Source organism: Stenotrophomonas sp. NLF4-10 (assembly GCF_022359915.1).
GTDB classification, from domain to species: Bacteria; Pseudomonadota; Gammaproteobacteria; order Xanthomonadales; family Xanthomonadaceae; genus Stenotrophomonas; species Stenotrophomonas daejeonensis.
Genome location: NZ_JAKSEE010000003.1, coordinates 3,005,504 through 3,025,450, shown reverse-complemented (window position 1 = coordinate 3,025,450; position 19,947 = coordinate 3,005,504). Strand labels below are relative to the sequence as shown.

Annotated in this window: 20 protein-coding genes and 1 tRNA gene; 8 read left to right on the top strand and 13 right to left on the bottom strand. The window is 67.4% G+C overall.

Annotated features, from left to right (window positions below):
* Nucleotides 1–33: 33 nt before the first annotated feature.
* The 4 genes from MIC98_RS14300 to thiS form a co-directional block, all read right to left on the bottom strand.
* Nucleotides 34–1,881 carry an SLC13 family permease gene (locus MIC98_RS14300; protein WP_239737618.1) on the bottom strand — a complete coding sequence of 616 codons (1,848 nt, stop codon included), beginning with the start codon at nucleotides 1,879–1,881 and terminating at the stop codon, nucleotides 34–36.
* 131 nt (nucleotides 1,882–2,012) lie between these two features.
* Nucleotides 2,013–2,765 (bottom strand): tRNA (guanosine(46)-N7)-methyltransferase TrmB, encoded by a 753-nt coding sequence (trmB, locus tag MIC98_RS14295; protein WP_239737617.1) that lies wholly within the window; start codon nucleotides 2,763–2,765, stop codon nucleotides 2,013–2,015.
* Nucleotides 2,765–3,559 (bottom strand): thiazole synthase, encoded by a 795-nt coding sequence (locus tag MIC98_RS14290; protein ID WP_239737616.1) that lies wholly within the window; start codon nucleotides 3,557–3,559, stop codon nucleotides 2,765–2,767. The genes trmB and MIC98_RS14290 overlap by 1 nt, the downstream gene beginning before the upstream one ends.
* 378 nt (nucleotides 3,560–3,937) lie before the next feature.
* On the bottom strand, nucleotides 3,938–4,138 hold the full coding sequence (gene thiS / locus MIC98_RS14285) for a sulfur carrier protein ThiS (protein WP_057639911.1): 201 nt from the start codon (nucleotides 4,136–4,138) through the stop codon (nucleotides 3,938–3,940).
* A 138-nt stretch (nucleotides 4,139–4,276) separates the two neighbouring features.
* Between thiS and MIC98_RS14280 the strand changes: the two genes are divergently transcribed.
* The 3 genes from MIC98_RS14280 (at nucleotide 4,277) to MIC98_RS14270 (ending at nucleotide 8,484) form a co-directional block, all read left to right on the top strand.
* Nucleotides 4,277–6,106 (top strand): autotransporter domain-containing protein, encoded by a 1,830-nt coding sequence (locus MIC98_RS14280; RefSeq protein ID WP_239737615.1) that lies wholly within the window; start codon nucleotides 4,277–4,279, stop codon nucleotides 6,104–6,106.
* A 197-nt stretch (nucleotides 6,107–6,303) separates the two neighbouring features.
* Nucleotides 6,304–6,377, top strand: a tRNA-Gly gene (locus tag MIC98_RS14275).
* A gap of 223 nt (nucleotides 6,378–6,600) precedes the next feature.
* Nucleotides 6,601–8,484 (top strand): integrase arm-type DNA-binding domain-containing protein, encoded by a 1,884-nt coding sequence (locus MIC98_RS14270; protein ID WP_239737614.1) that lies wholly within the window; start codon nucleotides 6,601–6,603, stop codon nucleotides 8,482–8,484.
* Here MIC98_RS14270 and MIC98_RS14265 read toward each other — a convergent pair.
* Nucleotides 8,459–9,052 carry a substrate-binding domain-containing protein gene (locus MIC98_RS14265; RefSeq protein ID WP_239737613.1) on the bottom strand — a complete coding sequence of 198 codons (594 nt, stop codon included), beginning with the start codon at nucleotides 9,050–9,052 and terminating at the stop codon, nucleotides 8,459–8,461. The genes MIC98_RS14270 and MIC98_RS14265 overlap by 26 nt on opposite strands.
* A 108-nt stretch (nucleotides 9,053–9,160) precedes the next feature.
* Here MIC98_RS14265 and MIC98_RS14260 point away from each other — a divergent pair, with 108 nt between their 5' ends.
* The gene (locus MIC98_RS14260; protein ID WP_239737612.1) at nucleotides 9,161–9,454 is read left to right on the top strand and encodes a helix-turn-helix transcriptional regulator; all 294 of its coding nucleotides are present in this window, start codon (nucleotides 9,161–9,163) and stop codon (nucleotides 9,452–9,454) included.
* Between the two features lie 23 nt (nucleotides 9,455–9,477).
* Here the strand turns inward: MIC98_RS14260 and MIC98_RS14255 are convergent, their stop codons facing one another.
* From MIC98_RS14255 to MIC98_RS14220, 8 genes are all read right to left on the bottom strand, one after another.
* Nucleotides 9,478–10,368 (bottom strand): LysR substrate-binding domain-containing protein, encoded by an 891-nt coding sequence (locus MIC98_RS14255; protein ID WP_239737611.1) that lies wholly within the window; start codon nucleotides 10,366–10,368, stop codon nucleotides 9,478–9,480.
* A 192-nt stretch (nucleotides 10,369–10,560) separates the two neighbouring features.
* Nucleotides 10,561–10,995 carry a thioredoxin TrxC gene (gene trxC, locus MIC98_RS14250; RefSeq protein WP_239737610.1) on the bottom strand — a complete coding sequence of 145 codons (435 nt, stop codon included), beginning with the start codon at nucleotides 10,993–10,995 and terminating at the stop codon, nucleotides 10,561–10,563.
* The gene (locus MIC98_RS14245; protein ID WP_239737609.1) at nucleotides 10,992–11,471 is read right to left on the bottom strand and encodes an OsmC family protein; all 480 of its coding nucleotides are present in this window, start codon (nucleotides 11,469–11,471) and stop codon (nucleotides 10,992–10,994) included. Before MIC98_RS14245 ends, trxC begins: the two co-directional genes overlap by 4 nt.
* Nucleotides 11,468–12,166, bottom strand: a complete 699-nt coding sequence (locus tag MIC98_RS14240) for a DUF3365 domain-containing protein (RefSeq protein ID WP_239737608.1) — start codon at nucleotides 12,164–12,166, stop codon at nucleotides 11,468–11,470. The genes MIC98_RS14245 and MIC98_RS14240 overlap by 4 nt, the downstream gene beginning before the upstream one ends.
* A complete protein-coding gene (locus tag MIC98_RS14235; protein WP_239737607.1) occupies nucleotides 12,163–15,426 on the bottom strand; it encodes an efflux RND transporter permease subunit in 3,264 nt (1,087 codons plus the stop codon). Before MIC98_RS14235 ends, MIC98_RS14240 begins: the two co-directional genes overlap by 4 nt.
* A 1-nt stretch (nucleotide 15,427) precedes the next feature.
* A complete protein-coding gene (locus tag MIC98_RS14230) occupies nucleotides 15,428–16,519 on the bottom strand; it encodes an efflux RND transporter periplasmic adaptor subunit (protein WP_239737606.1) in 1,092 nt (363 codons plus the stop codon).
* Nucleotides 16,520–16,529: 10 nt separating this feature from the next.
* Nucleotides 16,530–16,733 (bottom strand): DUF2892 domain-containing protein, encoded by a 204-nt coding sequence (locus MIC98_RS14225; RefSeq protein ID WP_146313515.1) that lies wholly within the window; start codon nucleotides 16,731–16,733, stop codon nucleotides 16,530–16,532.
* Between the two features lie 31 nt (nucleotides 16,734–16,764).
* Nucleotides 16,765–18,036 (bottom strand): FAD/NAD(P)-binding oxidoreductase, encoded by a 1,272-nt coding sequence (locus MIC98_RS14220; RefSeq protein ID WP_239737605.1) that lies wholly within the window; start codon nucleotides 18,034–18,036, stop codon nucleotides 16,765–16,767.
* Between the two features lie 115 nt (nucleotides 18,037–18,151).
* Between MIC98_RS14220 and MIC98_RS14215 the strand changes: the two genes are divergently transcribed.
* From MIC98_RS14215 to MIC98_RS14200, 4 genes are read left to right on the top strand one after another with little or no spacing between them, the layout of a single operon-like run.
* On the top strand, nucleotides 18,152–18,541 hold the full coding sequence (locus tag MIC98_RS14215) for a rhodanese-like domain-containing protein (RefSeq protein ID WP_239737604.1): 390 nt from the start codon (nucleotides 18,152–18,154) through the stop codon (nucleotides 18,539–18,541).
* A gap of 2 nt (nucleotides 18,542–18,543) precedes the next feature.
* Nucleotides 18,544–18,915 (top strand): metalloregulator ArsR/SmtB family transcription factor, encoded by a 372-nt coding sequence (locus MIC98_RS14210; protein ID WP_239737603.1) that lies wholly within the window; start codon nucleotides 18,544–18,546, stop codon nucleotides 18,913–18,915.
* Complete coding sequence (locus MIC98_RS14205) at nucleotides 18,912–19,286, top strand: rhodanese-like domain-containing protein (RefSeq protein WP_239737602.1); 375 nt, start codon at nucleotides 18,912–18,914, stop codon at nucleotides 19,284–19,286. The genes MIC98_RS14210 and MIC98_RS14205 overlap by 4 nt, the downstream gene beginning before the upstream one ends.
* Nucleotides 19,283–19,945, top strand: coding sequence for a class I SAM-dependent methyltransferase (locus MIC98_RS14200; protein ID WP_239737601.1), 663 nt, complete (start codon nucleotides 19,283–19,285; stop codon nucleotides 19,943–19,945). The genes MIC98_RS14205 and MIC98_RS14200 overlap by 4 nt, the downstream gene beginning before the upstream one ends.
* Nucleotides 19,946–19,947 lie beyond the last annotated feature (2 nt).

Sequence of the window (19,947 nt, the reverse complement as noted above, 5' to 3'; positions counted from 1 at the left end):
CGGGGCAAGCCCCGCATCCACGGATCGCCCCTCCTAGAACATGATGTTGATCATCACCACCACGATCACCGTGTAGAGCAGCGACAGCGGCGCGCCGATGCGCCACATCTCGCGCGGGGTGTACTTGGCCGGGCCGGCCACCATCGAGATCACCGGGTTGGACGCGGTCATCAGGTTGTTGGAGGCCGACAGCGCCACGATCAGCGCGAACGCGGTCGGGTTGCCGCCGACCGCCAGCGCCAGGTTGACCGCGATTGGCACGGTGACGATGGTGGCGCCGACGTGGCTGATCACCAGCGAGAAGGCGGTGGTCAGCAGCGCCAGCGCCAGTTCCAGCACCCATATCGGGATGCCGTCGGGCAGCTTGTCGATGGTGTGCCCGGCCACCCACGCCGCCGCGCCGCTGGAATCCATCGCCCAGCCCAGCGGGATCAGCCCGGCCATCATGAAGATGGTTTTCCAGCTGATCGACGCATAGGCCTCGTCCATGCGCAGCACGCCGGTGAGCAGCATGCCGGCCACGCCGGTGAGCAGGGTCAGCGCCACCGGCAGCCGCGAGGTCAGGGCGATGATGATGGTGATGGCGAAGATCGCCATCGCGATCTTGAACTTGTGCGGGCGCTGCTCGCCCTTCGGGTAGTCGGTGACCACCACGAAATCGCGGCTCTCCGCCGCGGCGGAAAGGTCCTGCCAGATGCTGTGGAACACCAGCATGTCGCCGGCGCGCAGCGCCACGTTGCGCACGTCCTCGCGGATCACCTGCTTGTCGCGGTTGATCGCCAGCAGGCTGATGCCGCGTTCCTTGCGCAGGCGCAGCTGGCCGGCGGTCTTGCCGATCAGCTTCGAGGTCGGCGGGATCACCGCCTCGGAAATGCCGGCGCGGCTGGGGTTGAACAGGTCCCCGAGCTGGCGCAGGCGCGAGGACATGCGCAGGAACTGGTTCTGCGCGAAGTCGGCCACCTGCTGGCGCGGGCCCATCGCGCCGATCACGCTGCCGACCCAGATACGCATGTCCGCCGGCGGCGCCAGGCGGGTGTCGCTGCCGGTCTTCAGCGCCAGCAGCAGCGGCGCGTCGAACAGGTTCTCGGCCTCGCTGACGGTCATGCCGACCAGCGGGCTTTCGGTGGAGACGGTCAGCTCGAACACATCGCCCTCGATGCCATAGGCACGGGCGAAGTAGCTCTCGGTGCGCGCCGGGGCCTGGCTTTCGCCGTCGCCGTCTTCTCCGGCCAGCGACTTGCGGTCGCCGTGGAAACGGAAGTACAGCAGCGAGGCGACCAGCAGCGCCACGCCGATCGGCAATGGCGCGAACATCCGCAGCGGCTCGATGGTGGCGCTGCCCGAGGGCAGGTTGTTGTTGGCCGAGATCAGCAGGTCGTTGAGCAGGATCAGCGGCGAGTTGCCGACCATCGTCAGCCCGCCGCCCATCACGATGGCGGCGGTGATCGGCATCAGCAGGCGCTTGAGGGTGAGCCCGCTGCGCGAGGCCAGCCGCGCGGCCACCGGCAGGTACAGCGCCATCACCGAGGTGTTCTGCATGAACGCGGAATTGATGCCGGCGGTGGCGCTGGCCAGCAGCAGCAGGCGCTGTTCGATGCCGCGCGAGCGCCGCAGCAGCCAGCTGGCCAGCCGGTTCAGCGCGCCGGTGCGGTCCAGCCCGGTGCCGAGGATGGTGGTGGCGATGATGCTCATCACCGCGTTGCCGGAGAAGCCGGCGAAGATCTCCTCCGGCGCGATCAGCCCGGTCACGCCCAGCACCACCATCACCACCAGCGCCACCACGTCGGAGCGGATGCGCTCGAACAGGAACATCGCCATCGTGAAGCCGACCAGCCCGAGCACGAGCTTCATGTCGGTGGTCAGCGTCAGCGCGGTATCCATTACGGCAGGGAACGAGGAACGGGGAACCGGGAATGGAAGAGGGCAGGTGCCTTCATCCGCGCGTTGCTTCCGGCGCTTGCGCTTGGCAGGGCCCCGCTGGAACGTGAAAGCGTCATGGCAGTTTCATTCCCTCAGTCCCCGTTCCCTGTTCCCTGCCTGTCATACAGCAAATCCCATACGCCGTGGCCCAGCTTCTGCCCGCGGGTCTCGAAGTGGGTCTGCGGCCGCCAGTCCGGGCGCGGCACGCTGCCGCGCGGGCCGGCGCGGTTGACCAGCCCCGGGGTGGCGTCGAGCACGTCCCACATCTGCTCGGCATAGTTCTCCCAGTCGGTGGCACAGTGCAACCGCCCGCCGGGGCGCAGCTTGCGCACCAGCAGCGCGGCGAACGCCGGCTGCACCAGGCGGCGCTTGTTGTGGCGCTTCTTGTGCCACGGGTCGGGGAAGTAGATGCGCACCTCGTCCAGCGCGCCGTCGGCGATCTCCTTCTCCAGCACTTCCACCGCGTCGTGGTGGTAGAGCCGGACGTTGCTTGCGTCGTCCTCGGCCAGCGCGTTGAGCAGGCGGCCGACGCCGGGGGCGTGGACCTCGATGCCGATGTAGTCCTTGGACGGGTCGAACCGCGCGGCATGGCGCAGCGCGGCGCCGTTGCCGAAGCCAATCTCCAGCACCTTGGGCGCGCTGCGGCCGAAGGTAGCGTCGAGGTCGCGCGGCCGGCCGTCGAAGTCGATGCCGAAGCGCGGCCAGCGTTCGTCGAACGCGCGCTGCTGGGCCGGGGTGAAGCGGCCTTGGCGCAGCACGAAGCTGCGTACCTCGCGGCGGCCCTCGGTGACGGTGAAGGGCTTGGGCGGCGCCTTGGCGCCGGCGCTGTCGAACGGGTTGGTCATCAGCCGATCAACCCGTCCACCGGCGAGGAGGCGCTGGCGTGGCGCTTGCGCGGGATGCGCCCGGCCAGGAATGCCTCGCGCCCGGCCTGCACCGCCTTGCGCATCGCGGCGGCCATCAGCACCGGGTTGCGCGCGCCGGCGATGGCGGTGTTCATCAGCACGCCGTCGCAACCCAGTTCCATCGCGATGGCCGCGTCCGAGGCGGTGCCGACGCCGGCGTCGACGATGATCGGCACCTTGGCGTTCTCGATGATCTCGATCAGGTTGTACTTGTTCTGGATGCCCAGCCCCGAGCCGATCGGTGCGGCCAACGGCATCACCGCGGCGCAGCCGATTTCCTCCAGGCGCTTGCACAGGATCGGATCGTCGGAGGTGTAGACCATCACCTCGAAGCCGTCGGCGACCAGTTGCTCGGCGGCCTTGAGGGTCTGCACCACGTCCGGGTACAGGGTCTTCGCATCGCCCAGCACTTCCAGCTTGGTCAGGTTGTGGCCATCGAGCAGCTCGCGTGCCAGCCGGCAGGTGCGCACCGCGTCTTCGGCGGTATAGCAGCCGGCGGTGTTGGGCAGGATGGTGTAGCGGTCCGGCGGCAGCACGTCGAGCAGGTTGGGCTCGCCCGGGTTCTGGCCGATGTTGCTGCGGCGGATGGCGACGGTGACGATCTGCGCGCCGGCGGCCTCGGTGGCCAGTCGGGTTTCTTCCAGATCCTTGAACTTGCCGGTGCCGGTCAGCAGCCGGGATGCATAGGTCTTGCCGGCGATGACCAGCGAATCGGTGGGGGCGTGTGCATTCATCGGGTGATTATCGCCGATCGTGCCAAACGCTGCGTTGCGTGGCACTACCCCGTAGATGCGGCGCTTGCCCCGCATGGGGCTTCTCCGGCAAGGCCCCGTACCGGGCAAGCCCGGTACCTACGGTGGACAGCCTGCGTCTCGTAGATGCGGGGCTTGCCCCGCATGGGGCATTCCCGGTAGGGCCCCGTGTGGGGCAAGCCCCACACCTACGCGCGATAAGAGAAACCAGCCGCCGCCCAGCGCATGCACGATCTCGACCGAGTCGCCTTCGTTCAATCCCTGCGCGCTTAGCCATAGATGCGGCGCTTGCCCCGCATGGGGCTTTCCCGGCAAGGCCCCGTGTGGGGCAAGCCCCACACCTACGCGCGGTAAGAGAACTCAGCCGCCGCCCAGCGCGTGCACGATCTCGACCACGTCGCCCTCGTTCAACGGATGCTCGCCATGTCGGCCACGCGGCACGATCTCGCCGTTGACTTCCGCGGCCACGCGGCGTTCGGCCAGGCCTTCGGCGGCCAGCAGCGCGGCCAGGGTCAGGGGAGCGGGAAACTGGCGGGGTTCGCCGTTGAGCTGGATGTTCATGCGGCCATTCTCGCCAGCGGAAGAGGAAAATCCCAGCCCGATGCCGCGGTGCAGCGTGAGCCCGCCGTGGGGTAATGAAAAACTAACACCGTGCGGCGGCGTACGCTGCCGCTTTCCTCGTTCGCCAGGAGTTCTCCCATGCGTTTCCCGTCCCGTCCTTTGCGCTCGGCCCTTGCCGCGGCGCTTGCCCTTGCCGCCGTACCGGCACTGGCGCAGTCCCCGTTCTCGAAGACGGTGTTCTTCGGCGACAGCCTGACCGACACCGGCTATTACCGCCCGGTCTTGGTGCAGCTTGACCCCAGCGCTTCCATCGTCGGCCGTTTCACCACCAACCCCGGCTGGGTCTGGTCCGACTATCTGGCCGATTACTACGGCACCAATGCCATGCCCAATGGCAATGGCCAGACCGGCGACAACTATGCCGCCGGCGGCGCGCGGGTAGGCGTGGACAACACCAATCCGCTCAACCCGATGCTGCCGGCCACCCCGTCGCTCAAGACCCAGCTGAATGCCTACCTGACCGCCAATGGCGGCAAGGCCGACGCCAATGCGCTCTACACCGTGTGGGGCGGCGCCAACGACCTGTTCGCGGTGGCTGCCGGCGCGCCGGCGCAGGCCACCATCGGTGCGGCGGTGGCCGACCAGGTGGGCATGGTCGCCACGCTCGAAGGCGCCGGCGCGCAGTACGTGATGGTGCCGAACCTGCCCGACATCGGCCTGACCCCGTCTTCGCGCGCCGGTGGCGCGGTGGCGATGGCGCAGGGCACCGCGCTGGCCAAGGCCTACAACGACGCGTTGTTCGGCGGGCTGAAACAGGCCGGCCTGCAGGTGATCCCGGTCGATACCTTCAGCATCCTGCAGGAAATCGTCGCCAACCCCGGCAGCTACGGCTTCAGCAACGTCAGCGACATGGCCTGCACCTCGGCGTCGTCGCTGACCTGCAGCCCGCTGAGCTATGCCAGCCCCGGCGCAGCGGATGCCTACGTGTTCGCCGACGGCGTGCACCCGACCACCGCCGCGCACCGGATCCTGGGCCAGTACGCCATCTCGATCCTCGAGGCACCACGCCTGCAGCAGGTGCTGAGCCATTCGGCGCAGACCACCGGCCGTGCCCGTGCCGACCAGGTCGGCGCTCATCTGGTCGGCCAGCAGGATGACGGCCTGCGTTGGTGGGGCAACGTGCGTGGCGACATGCAGCGTTACGGCCACGCCGACCTGTACGACGGCATGGCCCCGGCCGGCCTGTTCGGCATCGATTGGGCGCGCAACGGCACGGTATTCGGCGGCTTCGCCGGCTATGGCCGCATGGATGCCGATTTCGGCAACAGCCAGGGCGACTTCACCCAGTCCGATACCACCCTGGGCCTGTTCGCCGGCTGGTATGGCGAGCGTACCTGGGTCAACGGCCAGGTCAGCTACAGCTGGCTGGACTATGACGTCGCCCGCAAGGTGCAGTTGGGCCCGGCCACCCGCGTGCACAAGGGCTCGCCGGATGGCAGCAACCTGACCGCCGCGCTCAACGCCGGCTACGAGTTCGGCCAGCAAGGCGGCTTCCGCCACGGCCCGGTGGCGGGCGTCACCTGGCAGAAGGTCAAGCTCGATGGTTACGTCGAAAGCAACGCCAGCGCCACCGCGCTGGGCTATGGCGACCAGGAGGTGGATTCCACCGTGGGCCGCATCGGCTGGCAGGCGCGTTTCGATGGCGGCAGCGTCCGTCCCTACGTGCAGGTCACTTGGGACCACGAGTTCGAGGACGGCCAGCAGGCCAACGCCTGGCTGCAGACGATGGCCGACGTGGGCGCCTACAAGGTGCCGGGGCTGCAGTTCGACCGCAACTACGCCAGCGCCGTGCTGGGTGCGCGCATCACGCTGTGGGGGCTGGACAGCAACATCGGCCTGAGCACCACCACCGCGCAGAAGTCGGCCCGTGACGCGACCCTGTTCGCCAGCTTCGGCGGCAGCTTCTGAGCCAATGAAAGCAGGCGGTGCCGACAAGCGGCACCGCCTTTTTGCCGGTAGGTCGGGGCTATGCCCCCGACGCTCCGCATGCTCGAACATCCAGCGTCGGGGGCGTAGCCCCGACCTACCCGGACAAGTTCGGCACCTGCAAGGGCGAGCCCGTTGCACTGCACACCTGCCACCGCATAGACTTCACCCCGCGCCACGCGGGCGTAGCTCAATGGTAGAGCTGTAGCTTCCCAAGCTACTGACGTGGGTTCGATTCCCATCGCCCGCTCCAGTTCAGCTTCCATGGAGTTCCAAGGAGTTCCATAAAGCATTACCAGCAAAGGCTTTTTCGCCGGATGAGCGTCCAGTGAAGGCCACCGGAATCCACCCACAGATGGACTGATTTAGTCCATCCAGCAGTCCATCAAGGCGGTTGGGTTCGAGTCCGGATTGTTGCTGGGGACGAGCGGGCCATGGGATGAGGATCTGACTCCTGACTCAGTTCAGGAGCAGACATGGCACTTTCTGATGTCACCGTCCGGCAGGCCAAGACCACCGGCAAGGACTACACCCTTCCTGACTTCGATGGCCTGTCGCTGGCCGTCTCGGCCGCGGGCACGAAGACCTGGCACTTCCGCTACACCTGGCTCGGCCAGCAGAAGCGGATGTCCTTCGGGATGTATCCCGAGATCAGCCTGCGCGAGGCACGTACTCGTCGCGACGAGGCGCGGGCGCTCGTCGCCAAGGACATCAACCCTCAGCGCCATCGGACGAGGGATCGGCAACTGGCGACCCAGGCCGAGCAGAACACGTTCCAGGCCGTCTACGAGAAATGGCTGAAGTTCCGGGAGCAAGGCCGCCTCAAGAAGGGGCGGCAGACGACGCTCTCTCTGATCCCGCGCATCTTCGGCAAGGACGTCCTGCCGAGCCTGGGCAGGCGGTCGATCCACGTCATCACCCGCGCCGACCTGCTGGAAATCGTCGGCCGCATCGAGAAGCGCGGTGCGCCCTCGGTGGCCGAGAAGGTGCGCACCTGGCTCAACCAGCTGTTCCGGTATGCGCTGGTGGTCGTGCCCGGCCTGGAACGCAACCCGGCTTCCGACCTGGATGTGGTCGCCATGCCGCAGCCGCCCGTGCGTCACAACCCGTTCCTGCGCATGCCCGAGCTGCCCGAGTTCCTGCAACTGCTGCGCAAGTACCCCGGCCGGCTGCAGACCCAGCTCGGCGTCCGCATGTTGTTCCTGACGGGCGTGCGCACGGGCGAGCTGCGGCTGGCGACCCCTGATCAGTTCCACCTCGATGACGGCCTATGGATCATCCCGCCGGACGTGGTGAAGCAGCTGGAACTGAAGATGCAGAAGGAAAACCTGCGCACGGAGGACATTCCGCCGTACATCGTGCCGCTGTCCGTGCAGGCGGTGGAGATCGTCCAGTACATGCTTGAGCGGTTCAAGCAGGGACAGAAACACGTATTCCCCGGGGCCAAGAGCTTGAAGCAGCGCATAAGCGAGAACACGCTCAATACGGCGATCAAGCGCTTGGGCTACGACGGTCGGCTGACGGGCCATGGCATCCGCGCCACCCTCTCGACCGCGCTCAACGAGTTGGGCTATCCCGACAAGTGGATCGACGCGCAACTCTCGCACGTCGATCCGAACCCGGTTCGTCGTACCTACAACCATGCCGAGTACGTCGATCAGCGCCGACGCATGATGCAGGATTGGGCCGATCGGCTGGATCTGCTGGAGCAAGGCCAAGTGGAAGCCGCCAGCGTCCCCCTGACGATCCACGTGGAAGGATTGCCGGTGGCCGACGACGGCGCTAACAAGCAACCGATGCCCACGAGCACGACGGTGCCGACCTTGGTGCTATCCAACTTCCAAGATGCTCCGTTCCAGCGAGCCATCCAAGTGCAGCGGCTGTCTTCGGTGCGCGCCCCGAAGACGCAGCCGGCGCTGTCGAATGTCCAGCGCGAGCGGATGCTGCTGCTCGACATCCTGGAGTCGCCCCACAACCTCTCCGTCGCCGACTACGCCAAGCTCGCCGGCAAGTCGCGACGCTGGATCACCTACGAGGTCACCGCGGGCAACCTGTTGTCGATCAGCCTGGGCAACCGTGGCCAGCGCGTGCCTGACTGGCAGCTCGATCCGATCAAGCGCCAACTGGTGCAAGCCATCCTCAAGCAGACAGCCCGTGGTGTGGACCCGTGGGAGATTTACCATGCACTCACCCAGCCCTACGACGAATTCGGCGGCCAGTCGCCGATCGAGGCGGTGACGGCGAAGAATCTGAACGCGGCGGTGAAAGCAGTTCGCCGCGTCCTGACCATGCAGATGTTCGATGGCCCCATTCCGCAGCGCGAGGGCAACCGGGCTACGCGACCTTCCGCGCTCGTCTGACGAAGTGCTCGATGGCCGGCGAGTCGCGACGCTCGGATCGGAACAGGTGCGTTCCGATCCAGAAGGTGCCGTCGGCCAGCGGTCGCATCACCACGTCCCAGTTCCGGGACTGCTCGATCCGCAGGCGGGAACCGATGCCTACCCCGTAGCCGGCCGCGACCATAACGATCATCAATTCGTACGACGTGACTTGGCAAGAAACCCGCCACTCTTCGCCGAACAGTGCTTCGCACGCGAGCGGCTGACTCTGGAGCAAGGGGTAGATCCGTAGGGCGCTGGAGGGAACCGCGGTGTAGCTCAGCAGGGGGGAGCGATCAGGCACGGCGATCGCCAACTCGTCACGCCACAGTGGCGCCTCGTCGGTGGGTACCGTTGTCGCCAAGCCAATGTCGTAGCGACCGTCCTTCACGCCCGCGATGAGATCGGCGGATGTCGCGACTTCCTCCATCACCACAGGCGTCTCGGGCGCCTCCGCGCGCTGGAGCGCGAGTAGTATCGCCAACTGGTGCGACGGCACGCCAGGCGATACGCAGAGCTTGAGCGCCGATGACGAGGGGATGGCGCGCATGGCTGTCCCTATGGAAGCGATTTGTGGCGGGGAAAAGCAAGCTCCGTAGCATACCAAGAGTTAAACTTAACGTGGTTTAATTAATGGTGGTATTCGACGCTTCTGCTGATGCAGAAGCGTACTGTCCGACGAGGCCGCCCCGCTGGCTCGACTACCTATGAACCTGCGCCGGCGTTGGCCTTTGGCTTGGCGGTGCGCGCGGCACGCATGGAGCAGGGAATAGCGCAGGAAGAGCTTGCATCCTTGGCCGAAATCGAGCGTTCTCACATGGGCAAGATCGAGCGCGGCGAACACATGCCTACGCTCGCCTTGATCCTCAAAATCGCTACTGCACTGAAGACCAGTGCTGCGGATTTGATGGCAGCAACAGAAAACAACCTGCGTGCAGGGCCGAAGGTGTGAGCTCAGCACTGCGCGGCATTCCGTCAGTCGTTCACCTGCTCACGCAGTCGTGCCGTGAACCGGTCTAAAGGAATGGCAGAGCTGTTGCTGATCACCCTGAGCAGATAGGTCGTCAGCAGCGCTGAGTCGATCGCCAACGGCCGGATCACGACGTCAGGATGACGGCAAATACCGACCCTGGTCGTCGTCATGAAGCCGATCCCGTAGCCTGCCGCAACCAGGGTGAGCATCATGTCCAGCGAAGCCACCCGCTCGGCGATGTGGAGCTCCCGATCCAGTGGGCGCAGCAATCGGGTCAGTTCGCGGGAGTAGCCTTCGCAGAGGTGCTGATTGCACATAATTAACGAATGACTGGCCAGTTCGTGTAGCGGCACTTCCTTGTAGATCAGGAGGGGATGCCGAGCGGGAACTGCCACGACGAGAGGGTCGCGCCAAAGGGGCTCGGATGCAATACCGTCACCGACGTCCGCTGTATGGGCGAAGCCGATGTCGAAATCGCCTGATCGCAGTCCGCGCAGCTGCTCGGCCAGCGGTACTTCGGACAGGCGTAACTCGACCTCCGGTTCTTCTTCGCGGCAACGTGCAAGGAACGTAGACAATCGCGGATCGACAGCCCCATCGGAGACCGCGATGCGCAGGCTGCCACGATAACCTGCCGACACGGCTCTGGCGTTCTTGCACGCCTGCTCCAGCGCCGTGAAAACTCGCCGGACATCCTGTAGGAACACCGTGCCCGCTTGAGTCAGGCGAGTTCCTCTCCGGTCACGGGTGAACAGCAGGACGCCCAGTTCGTTTTCCAGTTCCTTGATGATGCGAGACAGCGGCGATTGTTCGATGTGTAGACGTTCGGCCGCGCGAGTGAAGTGCAGTTCCTCGCCGAGGACCATGAAGCAGCGAAGGTGTCTTAATTCCATCGATAGTTCTCCACCTGCAAACTAGCGCCAAACACGTCATTTCCCAGCGAAGATCGACCTTTAGTTGCGCAGATCGCTGGTGCGAATGACCGCATGGTGGCTTGCTCAAGGCGGCGACATGCGATCCTGACGGACGAAGCCGACGACAATCACTTGCGATGCGCGGCGACGCAAAGCCAGTACAGCACCGCATCAGAAATGGGCACGCGCCCAGCGCACGATCTCGGCGGTGGGCATGGCACCGGACATGCGGGCCAACTCGCGTCCCGCATTGAACAGCACGAGTGTCGGGATACTGCGGATGGCGAAGCGCATGCCGAGTTCGGAACTGGCCTGAGTGTCGATCTTGCCCAGCCGCATCGCCGGTTCCAGCAGAGCGGCGGCGGCCTCGAAATGCGGTGCCATGACACGGCACGGGCCGCACCACGGCGCCCAGAAATCCACCAGCAGCGGCAGTTCCGAGCGTGCCGCGTGCAGGTCGAAGTTGCCGCTGTCCAGCGTCACCGGTTGTCCGGTGAACAGCGCCTTGCCGCAGCGCCCGCAGTTGGGTGCGTCGTCCAGGCGTTCCCCCGGCACGCGGTTGAGGGCGTGGCAGTGCGGGCAGGCGATTTGCAGCGGCGGGCTCAAGAACCGGCCTCGAAGCTCTTGTCGCCGAACAGCACCCGACCGTCGCCGTCGACCACGTTCACGTCGACCTCGATGCCCTGGCGCACGCTTTGGGTGACCACGCAGAAGTCCTCGAACTGCGCCAGGACACGATCCAGGTTGCGATAGTCGGCATTGTGGCCGGGCAGATGCAGAGTCGCCTTCGCCGACGCGATCCGCCAACGGCCGTGTTCGTTTCGCGTCGGCAGCGCGCAGATCTCGGCGGTCAGCGTGCCGGGTTCGTTGCGGTGCTTGCGCAGCGCGAACAGCAGGCTAGCGGCCAGGCAGTTGGCGACCGCGGTCAGCAACAGCCGCGACGGATTCGGTCCGCGGTCGTGGCCCAACGGCGCCGGTTCGTCGGTCAGCAGTGGTGCCAGCGCGGTGTCGTCGAAGGTGATGCGGAAGGCGTAGTCGCTGTCCTGATCGAGGCGGATGCGGATCGGAGCGTCGGCGCTCATGGCGTGTCTCCCGTGGTCGCGGTCGTTGCGGGCACTTCGACCCACAGTGCGCCGCGCAGGTCGCCGACGGCAAAGCCGGTGGCGCCGTCGTCCGGATAGCGGGCAAGGATGGCCTGGCGGATGTCTGTGGCGATTTCGCTACCGTGGCAGGCCAGGCAGCCTGGTTCGGTCACGATGCCGCGCATCATCCGCAGCGCGATGCCGTCCGGCAGTCCCTCCCGCATCACCGCTACCTGTCCGCCCGCGGGCGCGCCGCCATCGACCGCTTGCTGGAACGCCTCCAGCGTGGTGAGTTGCCAGGCGTTGGCGGCCTGCACCGGGTGGCGGTTGCGGCCCGGAAGGGCGACGCGGCCCAGCCGCAGGCCGTGTTCGCCCATCACGGCTTCGGCAATGGCCGGTGCCTCGGCGTTGCAGATCGCGACCGCGGCCGTCGGACCGCCGTCCCGCATCGCCGCCTGGAGCCTGCCGCGCAACTGGGTACTGAAGGCCTGCGCAGCAGCCTGCGCGCGGTCCAGATCGGGGTCGGTCGATGCAGCAGGTTCGGGTGTGAGCTGTGGCTGGCCCGGCACCTGGTGCATCGCGGGATTCGAGGACAAGGCCACGCCGGTGCCGCCGATTCCCGGTAGGCAGGCGGTACCGACGAGCAGCAGCGTTGCGACCAGCAGGAGGGTCGCAGGAAGAGGACGGGGCGTCATGGCGGGGCTTCCTTCGGGTGACGGCGCGTGATCAGCACGTAGTACAGCAGCGGGATGACGACCAGGGTCAGCACGGTCGAAACGAGGATGCCGAAGATCAGCGAGATCGCCAGGCCGTTGAAGATCGGGTCGTCGAGGATGAAGAACGCGCCGGCCATCGCCGCCAGTGCGGTCAGCGCGATGGGTTGTGCGCGCACCGCGCAGGCATCGACAACCGCGCGTTCCGGCGTGTGCCCGCGCTCGATCAGGTGGTTGATGAAATCCACCAGCAGGATCGAGTTGCGCACGATGATGCCGGCCAGCGCGATCATGCCGATCATGCTGGTGGCGGTGAACTGCATGCCCAGCAGCGCGTGGCCCGGCATCACCCCGATCACGGTCAGCGGGATCGGTGCCATGATGACCAGCGGCACGATGTAGTTGCGGAAGTAGGCGACCACCAGCAGGTAGATCAGCACCATGCCGGCGGCGTAGGCGATACCCATGTCGCGGAAGGTCTCGTAGGTGATCTGCCACTCGCCGTCCCACTTGATGCCGAAGCCGGCGGTGTCCGGCGGCTGCCGGATGAAGAACTGCGACAGGCGCTGGCCGTCGATGGCGTTGTCCGAGACCTGTCCGACGAGATCGAACATGCCGTAGAGCGGGCTGTCCACCATGCCGCTCTCGTCTGCCATCACATAGACCACCGGCAGCAGGTCCTTGTGGTGGATGGCGCCGTCCCAGCGCGCCGGCCGCGCCTGCACCAGTTCCGACAGCGGCACCAACTGGCCATCGCCACCGCGCACGCGCAAGCTCAGCAGTCCGTCGAGCGTGGCCTGGTCGGACGTGGTCAGGCGCAGGCGAATCGGGCGCGGGTACTTCGAGCTGCCGTCGATGATGTGGGTCGCATCCATGCCAGACAGACCTGCAGCGATGGTCTCGGCGATAGCGGATTGCGGTACGCCCAGCCGCGCGGCGCGCACGCGGTCGATGGCGAGCACTTCGCGCGTGGCATCGGCCTCGACGCTGGTATCCACGTCGACGATGCCTTCGGTGGCAAGGAAGCGCTGCTCCAGCGCCAGACCGATCCGGCGCTGGCGTTCGTAGTCCGGCCCATAGATCTCGGCGACGATGGGCGAGAGCACCGGTGGGCCGGGCGGCACTTCGACCACCTTCACCGAAGCGTCGTGGCGGCGGCCGACGTCGGCCATCTGCGGGCGCAGCGCCACGGCGATGTCGTGGCTCTTGCGGCTGCGCTCGCGGCGGTCGACCAGGTTCACCTGCAGGTCGCCGACGTTGGCGCCGGCGCGCAGGTCGTACTGGCGCACCAGGCCGTTGAAGTTGATCGGCGCGGCGGTGCCGGCGTAGCCCTGGTAGTCGCGCACCTCCGGCGTACGGTCGAGCACCGCGGCCAGGTCGGTCAGCAGCGCATTGGTGTCCTCCAGCGTGCGGCCCTCGGGCAGGTCGACCACGACCTGCAGTTCGGACTTGTTGTCGAACGGCAGCATCTTCAGCACCACCAGCTGGAACACCGCCAGGCTCGCGGCCAGCAGCACCAGCCCGGCCATCGCCGCGAACAGCGCGTAGCGGCGGCGGGTGCCCCGTTCGGGATCGAGGAACGGCGTCATGACCCGCTCGAACACGCGATGCAGGCGCGCGGCCATGGTGCCTTCGGCGTGGCCGCCGTCGCCGGTTCCGTCATCGTGCGCGGCATGGCCGCCTGCGTGCCGCTTGAGCAGCTTCAGCGACAGCCACGGGGTGACGATCAGCGCGATCAGCAGCGACAGCAGCATGCCGACCGAGGCGTTGATCGGAATCGGCCGCATGTACGGCCCCATCAGGCCGGTGACGAAGGCCATCGGCATCAGCGCCGCGATCACGGTGAAGGTGGCCAGGATGGTCGGCCCGCCAACCTCGTCCACCGCCGGCGGGATCGCTTCGCGCAGGCTCTTTCCGCCCTGCGCCATGTGCCGGTGGATGTTCTCCACGACCACGATGGCGTCGTCGACGAGGATGCCGATGGCGAAGATCAGCGCGAACAGCGAGACGCGATTCAGGGTGAAGCCCATCGCCCAGGATGCGAACAGCGTGACCGCAAGCGTCAGCGCCACCGCGCTGCCGATCACCACCGCCTCGCGCCTGCCGAGCGCGAACAGCACCAGCAGCACGACCGACCCCGTTGCGAAGAACAGCTTCTGGATCAGCGTCTTCGCCTTGTCGCTGGCGGTCAGGCCGTAGTCGCGCGTCACTTCGACATTGACGCCCTCGGGAATCACCTGTCCGCGCAACGCATCGATGCGCTGCAGCGCAGCGCGGGTGATGTCGGAGGCGTTGCTGCCGGGCTTCTTGGCAATCGCCAGCGTGACCGCTGGCGCAATGCCGCTGGCGGGGCCGTCACGGCCGACCGGCGCGCCGTGCCAGACGTAGCTCGACGGCGTGTCGGATGCATCGCTCACGTGGGCCACGTCCTGCAGCCGCACCGGCTGTCCGCCCGCTACGCCAAGCACCAGGTTCGCCACGTCGTCGCGGTCGGCGAGGAACTGCCCCGAAGTCACCTGCGCCACGCCGTCCTGGCCCACGCGCTCGCCGGCCTGGCGTGCGAGGTTGGCCGCCTGCAGCGCGCCGGCCAGGTCGTGCACGGTCAGACCGTGGCTGGCCAGGCGCGCGGCGTCGAGTTCCACCATCACCGCGCGTTCCGGTGCACCGATGGTGAATACGTCGCGGGTGCCGGGGATGCGTTTGAGTTCGGTCTCCAGCGTATGCGCGACCTCGGCCAGATCCTGCGTGCCGCGCTCCGGGTCGTCCGTCCACAGCGTCAGCGCCATCACCGGCACGTCGTCGATGCCCTTGGGCTTGACGATCGGCTGGCCGACGCCGAGGTTCTGCGGCATCCAGTCCTGGTTGCTGAACACCTTGTCGTACAGCCGCACCAGCGCCGGCTGGCGCTTTACCCCGACCTCGAACTCGACGGTCAGCACCGCCATGCCCGGCCGGCTGACCGAATAGGTGTGCTTGACCTGCTCGATCTCCGACAGCTTCTGTTCGAGCGGATAGGTGACCATCTGCTCGACTTGGCGCGCGTCGGCGCCGGGGAAGGGCACGATGACGTTGGCCATGGTCACGTCGATCTGCGGCTCTTCCTCGCGCGGCGTGATCATCACTGCGACTACGCCCAGCAGCAGGCCGAGCAGCGCCAGTATCGGCGTCAGCGGGTTGGCCTGGAAGGTCGCGGCGATGCGCCCGGAGATGCCGAGCCGGGGCATGGTGTCGTGTGCCGCCATGTCAGCCGCCCTGGCGCGCGGCGACCAGCGCCTGCACCGCGGCCACCGGATCGGCGGCAATGGTCTCGCCAGGCGCGAGGCCGGCGATCACGTCGATGTCGTCGCCGACCCGTTGGCCCAGGCGCAGCTGGCGCAGCAACAGGCGGCCGTCGGCCAGCACGTACACTGCGTTCACCTCGCCCCGGCGCACGAGCGCCGACGCGGGAACTCGCGGATACGCCGTGCCGGCCACCGCCGGGAACGTGACCTTGGCGGTGCTGCCCGGCTGCGGCGCGGGATCGAGCGCGGGCAACTGCACGCGCACCTTCACCGCGTGGGTGAACGGATCGGCGGCGGGGAACACGGTGACCTCGGACGCCTCCACGCTGCGGCCGTCGTCGAAGGTCACCGTCGCCGCCGGATTCGCGCGCACGCGCTCCGCGTCCGATTGCGGGATGCTGACTTCGATGCGCAGCGCCTCGGGCGCGAACACCATCATCAGCGGCTGACCGATGCCGACGCTCTCGCCGGGTTCCACGTCGCGCGAGGCGACGATGCCGGCGTATGGCGCGCGGATCGTGGTGTAGTCGGTCTGCTGGCCGGCACTGGCGACCTGCGCGCGCGCGGCGTCGCGCGCGGCGACGGCCGAATCGCGCGTCGCGCGCATCTGGTCGAGCTGCGACTTTGACACGTACTGGCCCTGCGACAGTTCCAGGTAGCGCCGGTAGTTGCCTTCGGCTTCCGCGGCGGCCGCCTCGGCGGCGCGCAGCTGCGCGCGGGCGGCGTCCACACCGGCCCGCTGTTCGACCGCGCTCAGTCGCACCAGGACCTCGCCGGCGGCGACGCGATCGTTGACGTCGCGCAGGACTTCGGCGACGCGGCCGCTGGTCTGCGCGGTCAGCGTGGCCTGGCGCACCGCCTCGACCACGCCGTCCCAGGCGCGGCCTCGGCCCGCGTCGGCGGCGCCCACGGTCAGCGTGTCGAGCCCCTGGATCGGGGAGGGGTCGCGGAGGCGCTCGTCGCTGCCGCAGGCGGCCAGTGCGCCCGCCAGCAGCAGGGCGAGTCCGGCGCGGGTCGGGACAAGGCGGAAGGGCGTGGCCGTGTTGCGCGTCACCGGGGGTTCCTCACTTGAACGCGCAGCCGCTGGCCACGCCCAGCTTGCGGAACACGATGGCGGCGGGACAGAAGCCGGTGACGCTGGCCTGCAGCATGTTCACGCCGATGAAGGCGGTGAACCACAGCCACAGCGGCGAGACGAAGTGCGCCAGCGCCAGGCTGATCAGGATCATCAGGCCCGCGAAGGCGAGGACGGCACGGTCGAGGTTCATGGCATGTTCTCCTTGGGAATGGGGATGTGTTTCAGCGGGTACGCAGGATGCCGAGCAGCTTGAGCACGTATTTCTCGTAGACCGGTTCGGTGTTGCCGGACTTCATCTTCATCAGGAAGTACTTCTCGAAGGCCACCTTGGCCAGGTGCACCCACTTGCCGACCTTGGCCCAGGTCACGTTGCGCGGCGGGAACTGCGGCAGCGCCACGAAGGCCGCGCCGGTGTCGCCCATGTCGGCCAGGCAGATCGCGTTCCACGTCGCCTCGGCGGTCGCAGGCTCTCCCTTCAGGTCGGCCCGGATGTTCTGCGCCACTGCGGTGACCATCGACTCGATCATGAAGCCGGTCTTCGGCGCGCCGGTCGGCACCGGCGTCGCCTCCACCGGCGGGATCGCCACGCACACGCCCAGCGAATGGATGTTCGGGTTGGCCGGATTGCGCTGGTGCCTGTCGATCAGGACGAAGCCGCGCGGGTTGCACAGCCCTTCGACCCGCCTCACCGCATCCACGCCGGTGAACGCCGGCAGCACCATCGAATACTTGAACGGCAACGTGCGCGTCTTCTTCGGCTGGCTGTCCTCGTCCACCTCGACGACGTCCATCTCGCCGTCGCGCACCTCGGCGATCTTCGCGTTGACGATCCAGCCGATGTGGCGCTGGCGGAACTCGGCTTCCATCAGGCCCTTGGAATCCCCAACGCCGCCCAGGCCCATGTGCCCGATGTACGGCTCCGGCGTCACGTAGGTCATCGGCACCTTGTCGCGCAGCTTGCGCTTGCGCAGATCGCGGTCGAGGATCATCGCGAACTCGTAGGCCGGGCCGAAGCAACTCGCGCCCGGCGCGGCACCGACCACGATCGGGCCAGGGTTCTCCAGAAACGCCTGGTAGGCCTCCCACGCGGCGGTCGCGTGCCCGGTGGTGCAGACAGACTGGGTGAATCCCGTGTCGGGGCCGAGCCCCGGAATCTCGTCGAACGCCAGCCGGGGCCCGGTGGCGATGACCAGATGGTCGTAGGCCACGTGGCGGCCGTCGCGCAGCCGCACGCGGTTGTGCGCCGGCTCGACCAGTTCCGCGCCGGCGCCCTCGAACGCGATCTTCTTCTTCGCGAGATGGCTCGGCACCGCGATCTGCACGTCCTGCGGCTTGCGCCAGCCCACCGCCACCCACGGGTTGGACGGGGTGAACGAAAACAGGTCGCCTTCGCCGATCACGGTGATCTGCGGGCCGGAACCCAGCGTCCCACGCAGTTCGTAGGCGGCGCTCATGCCGCCGATGCCCGCGCCCAGTACCACGATGTGCGTCATTGTCATGCCCTCCCAAGCGCCGGACCCGGCCCGGGTGCCGGGTCGCATCGATCCAGTTGCATCTAAATTAGCAATGCCTTATATTTAAGTCAACTCATGTTGCTGGAACGCTGCAATGCCCTGCACCGTCGAAGATCTCGTGGCCGAGGCCCGTTCGAGAATCCGCGAGATCTCCCTGGAGGACCTGGTGGACACGCTCGCGGGCGACCTCGTGCTGGTAGACGTCCGGGAACCGGACGAGTACGCGCAGGGCCACCTGCCGGGCGCGGTCAACCTGCCGCGGGGCGTGCTGGAGTTCCAGATCCATGCGCATCCGGCGATGGCCTGCGTCGCGGACGCGGCGCTGGCGGAGCCTTCCCGCCGCATGGTGCTGTACTGCCGGACGGGCGGGCGATCCGCGCTCGCCGCCGACAGCCTGCGGCAGCTGGGCTTCGCCGACGTGTGTTCGCTTGCCGGCGGCTTCGAGGCGTGGCGCAATGCAGACCTGTCCGTGAGCATGGAATGACGATGGCACCGAAGAAGACCAAGACGGCGAAGACAGCGAATGTCGCCTTCGACATGGAGGCGATGCGGGCGCATGCCGGCAATGCGGCGCGGCTGCTGAAGGCGCTGGCCAACGAGAAGCGCCTGCAGGTGTTGTGCCTGCTGGCGGAGGGGGAGCGTTCGGTCGGCGAGATCAACGCGATGCTCGATCTCAGCCAGTCCGCGCTGTCGCAGCACTTGGCAGTGCTGCGCGAGGAAGTCCTGGTGCAGACCCGCCGCGAGGCGCAGGTCATCTACTACTCGCTCATGCCAGGGCCGGCGGCGGAAGTGATGCAGACGCTGCACGGCATCTACTGCAGCCCCGCACCGGAGCGGTCGAAGAAGAGGGCCGCATGATCGGACTGCTCAAGGCGCTACTGGGCATGGGCGGCGAACAGGTCGGCCCGCGCGAGGCGGTGCAGCGCATCAACCGTGGCGCGATGCTGGTCGATGTCCGCGAGCCCGGCGAATTCGCCGCCGGCCACGTCGTCGACGCCATCCACCTGCCGCTCGGCCGCATCCGTGCGCACGGCGCGGGCGCGTTCGACGCGTGCTCGGTGCCGGAAGGCGCTGAAGTCCTGCTGGTCTGCCAGAGCGGGATGCGCTCGCGCATTGCGCAGTCGTCGCTGGCCAAGGATGCGCGCCGCCGCTACGTCAATGTCGACGGCGGCATGGCCGCGTGGGCGGCCAGCGGCCTGCCGGTCGTCCGCGGCGGGAGTGCGACATGAGCGCCGTGGAAACCGGCAAGGCCGACGTTGCCCGCTGGGACGCGCGCTACCGCACCGACGACTACGTATTCGGTACAGAGCCCAATGCCTTCCTCGCCTCGCAGGCACACCGGTTGATGCCCGGCATGTCCGTGCTGGCGGTGGCCGACGGCGAGGGCCGCAACGGCGTCTGGCTGGCAGCGCAGGGCATGAACGTGTTGTCCGTGGACGCTTCCGAAACGGGTCTGGAGAAAGCCAGGAAGCTGGCCGCCGCACGTGGCTTGCGCATCGCCACCGAACGGGTCGATCTGGGCGAGTGGGACTGGGGCGCGGACCGTTTCGATGCGGTCGTGGCGATCTTCGTCCAGTTCGCCGATCCGGCGCTGCGCGAGGCCATGTTCGACGGCATGCAGCGCACGCTGAAGCCCGGCGGACTGCTGCTGTTGCAGGGCTATCGCCCCGAACAGCTCAAGTACGGTACCGGCGGCCCGCCGGATGCGGACAAGCTCTACACCGCCGACCTGCTGCGCGATGCCTTCGCCGGCCTGGAACTGCTGCATCTGTTCGAACACGACAGCGTGCTGGCCGAGGGCGCCGGCCATGCCGGCATGTCCGCGCTGATCGACTTGGTCGCACGCAAGCGCCGGTCGCCTCCCGCACGCTACTCCACTGAAGGATGACA

Bases quoted from the DNA above. Each gene is read 5' to 3' on its own strand.
- MIC98_RS14300 (WP_239737618.1), bottom strand. From the start codon at position 1,881: ATGGATACCGCGCTGACGCTGACCACCGACATGAAGCTCGTGCTCGGG.
- trmB (WP_239737617.1), bottom strand. From the start codon at position 2,765: ATGACCAACCCGTTCGACAGCGCCGGCGCCAAGGCGCCGCCCAAGCCC.
- MIC98_RS14290 (WP_239737616.1), bottom strand. From the start codon at position 3,559: ATGAATGCACACGCCCCCACCGATTCGCTGGTCATCGCCGGCAAGACC.
- thiS (WP_057639911.1), bottom strand. From the start codon at position 4,138: ATGAACATCCAGCTCAACGGCGAACCCCGCCAGTTTCCCGCTCCCCTG.
- MIC98_RS14280 (WP_239737615.1), top strand. From the start codon at position 4,277: ATGCGTTTCCCGTCCCGTCCTTTGCGCTCGGCCCTTGCCGCGGCGCTT.
- MIC98_RS14270 (WP_239737614.1), top strand. From the start codon at position 6,601: ATGGCACTTTCTGATGTCACCGTCCGGCAGGCCAAGACCACCGGCAAG.
- MIC98_RS14265 (WP_239737613.1), bottom strand. From the start codon at position 9,052: ATGCGCGCCATCCCCTCGTCATCGGCGCTCAAGCTCTGCGTATCGCCT.
- MIC98_RS14260 (WP_239737612.1), top strand. From the start codon at position 9,161: ATGCAGAAGCGTACTGTCCGACGAGGCCGCCCCGCTGGCTCGACTACC.
- MIC98_RS14255 (WP_239737611.1), bottom strand. From the start codon at position 10,368: ATGGAATTAAGACACCTTCGCTGCTTCATGGTCCTCGGCGAGGAACTG.
- MIC98_RS14245 (WP_239737609.1), bottom strand. From the start codon at position 11,471: ATGAGCGCCGACGCTCCGATCCGCATCCGCCTCGATCAGGACAGCGAC.
- MIC98_RS14240 (WP_239737608.1), bottom strand. From the start codon at position 12,166: ATGACGCCCCGTCCTCTTCCTGCGACCCTCCTGCTGGTCGCAACGCTG.
- MIC98_RS14235 (WP_239737607.1), bottom strand. From the start codon at position 15,426: ATGGCGGCACACGACACCATGCCCCGGCTCGGCATCTCCGGGCGCATC.
- MIC98_RS14225 (WP_146313515.1), bottom strand. From the start codon at position 16,733: ATGAACCTCGACCGTGCCGTCCTCGCCTTCGCGGGCCTGATGATCCTG.
- MIC98_RS14220 (WP_239737605.1), bottom strand. From the start codon at position 18,036: ATGACGCACATCGTGGTACTGGGCGCGGGCATCGGCGGCATGAGCGCC.
- MIC98_RS14215 (WP_239737604.1), top strand. From the start codon at position 18,152: ATGCCCTGCACCGTCGAAGATCTCGTGGCCGAGGCCCGTTCGAGAATC.
- MIC98_RS14210 (WP_239737603.1), top strand. From the start codon at position 18,544: ATGGCACCGAAGAAGACCAAGACGGCGAAGACAGCGAATGTCGCCTTC.
- MIC98_RS14205 (WP_239737602.1), top strand. From the start codon at position 18,912: ATGATCGGACTGCTCAAGGCGCTACTGGGCATGGGCGGCGAACAGGTC.
- MIC98_RS14200 (WP_239737601.1), top strand. From the start codon at position 19,283: ATGAGCGCCGTGGAAACCGGCAAGGCCGACGTTGCCCGCTGGGACGCG.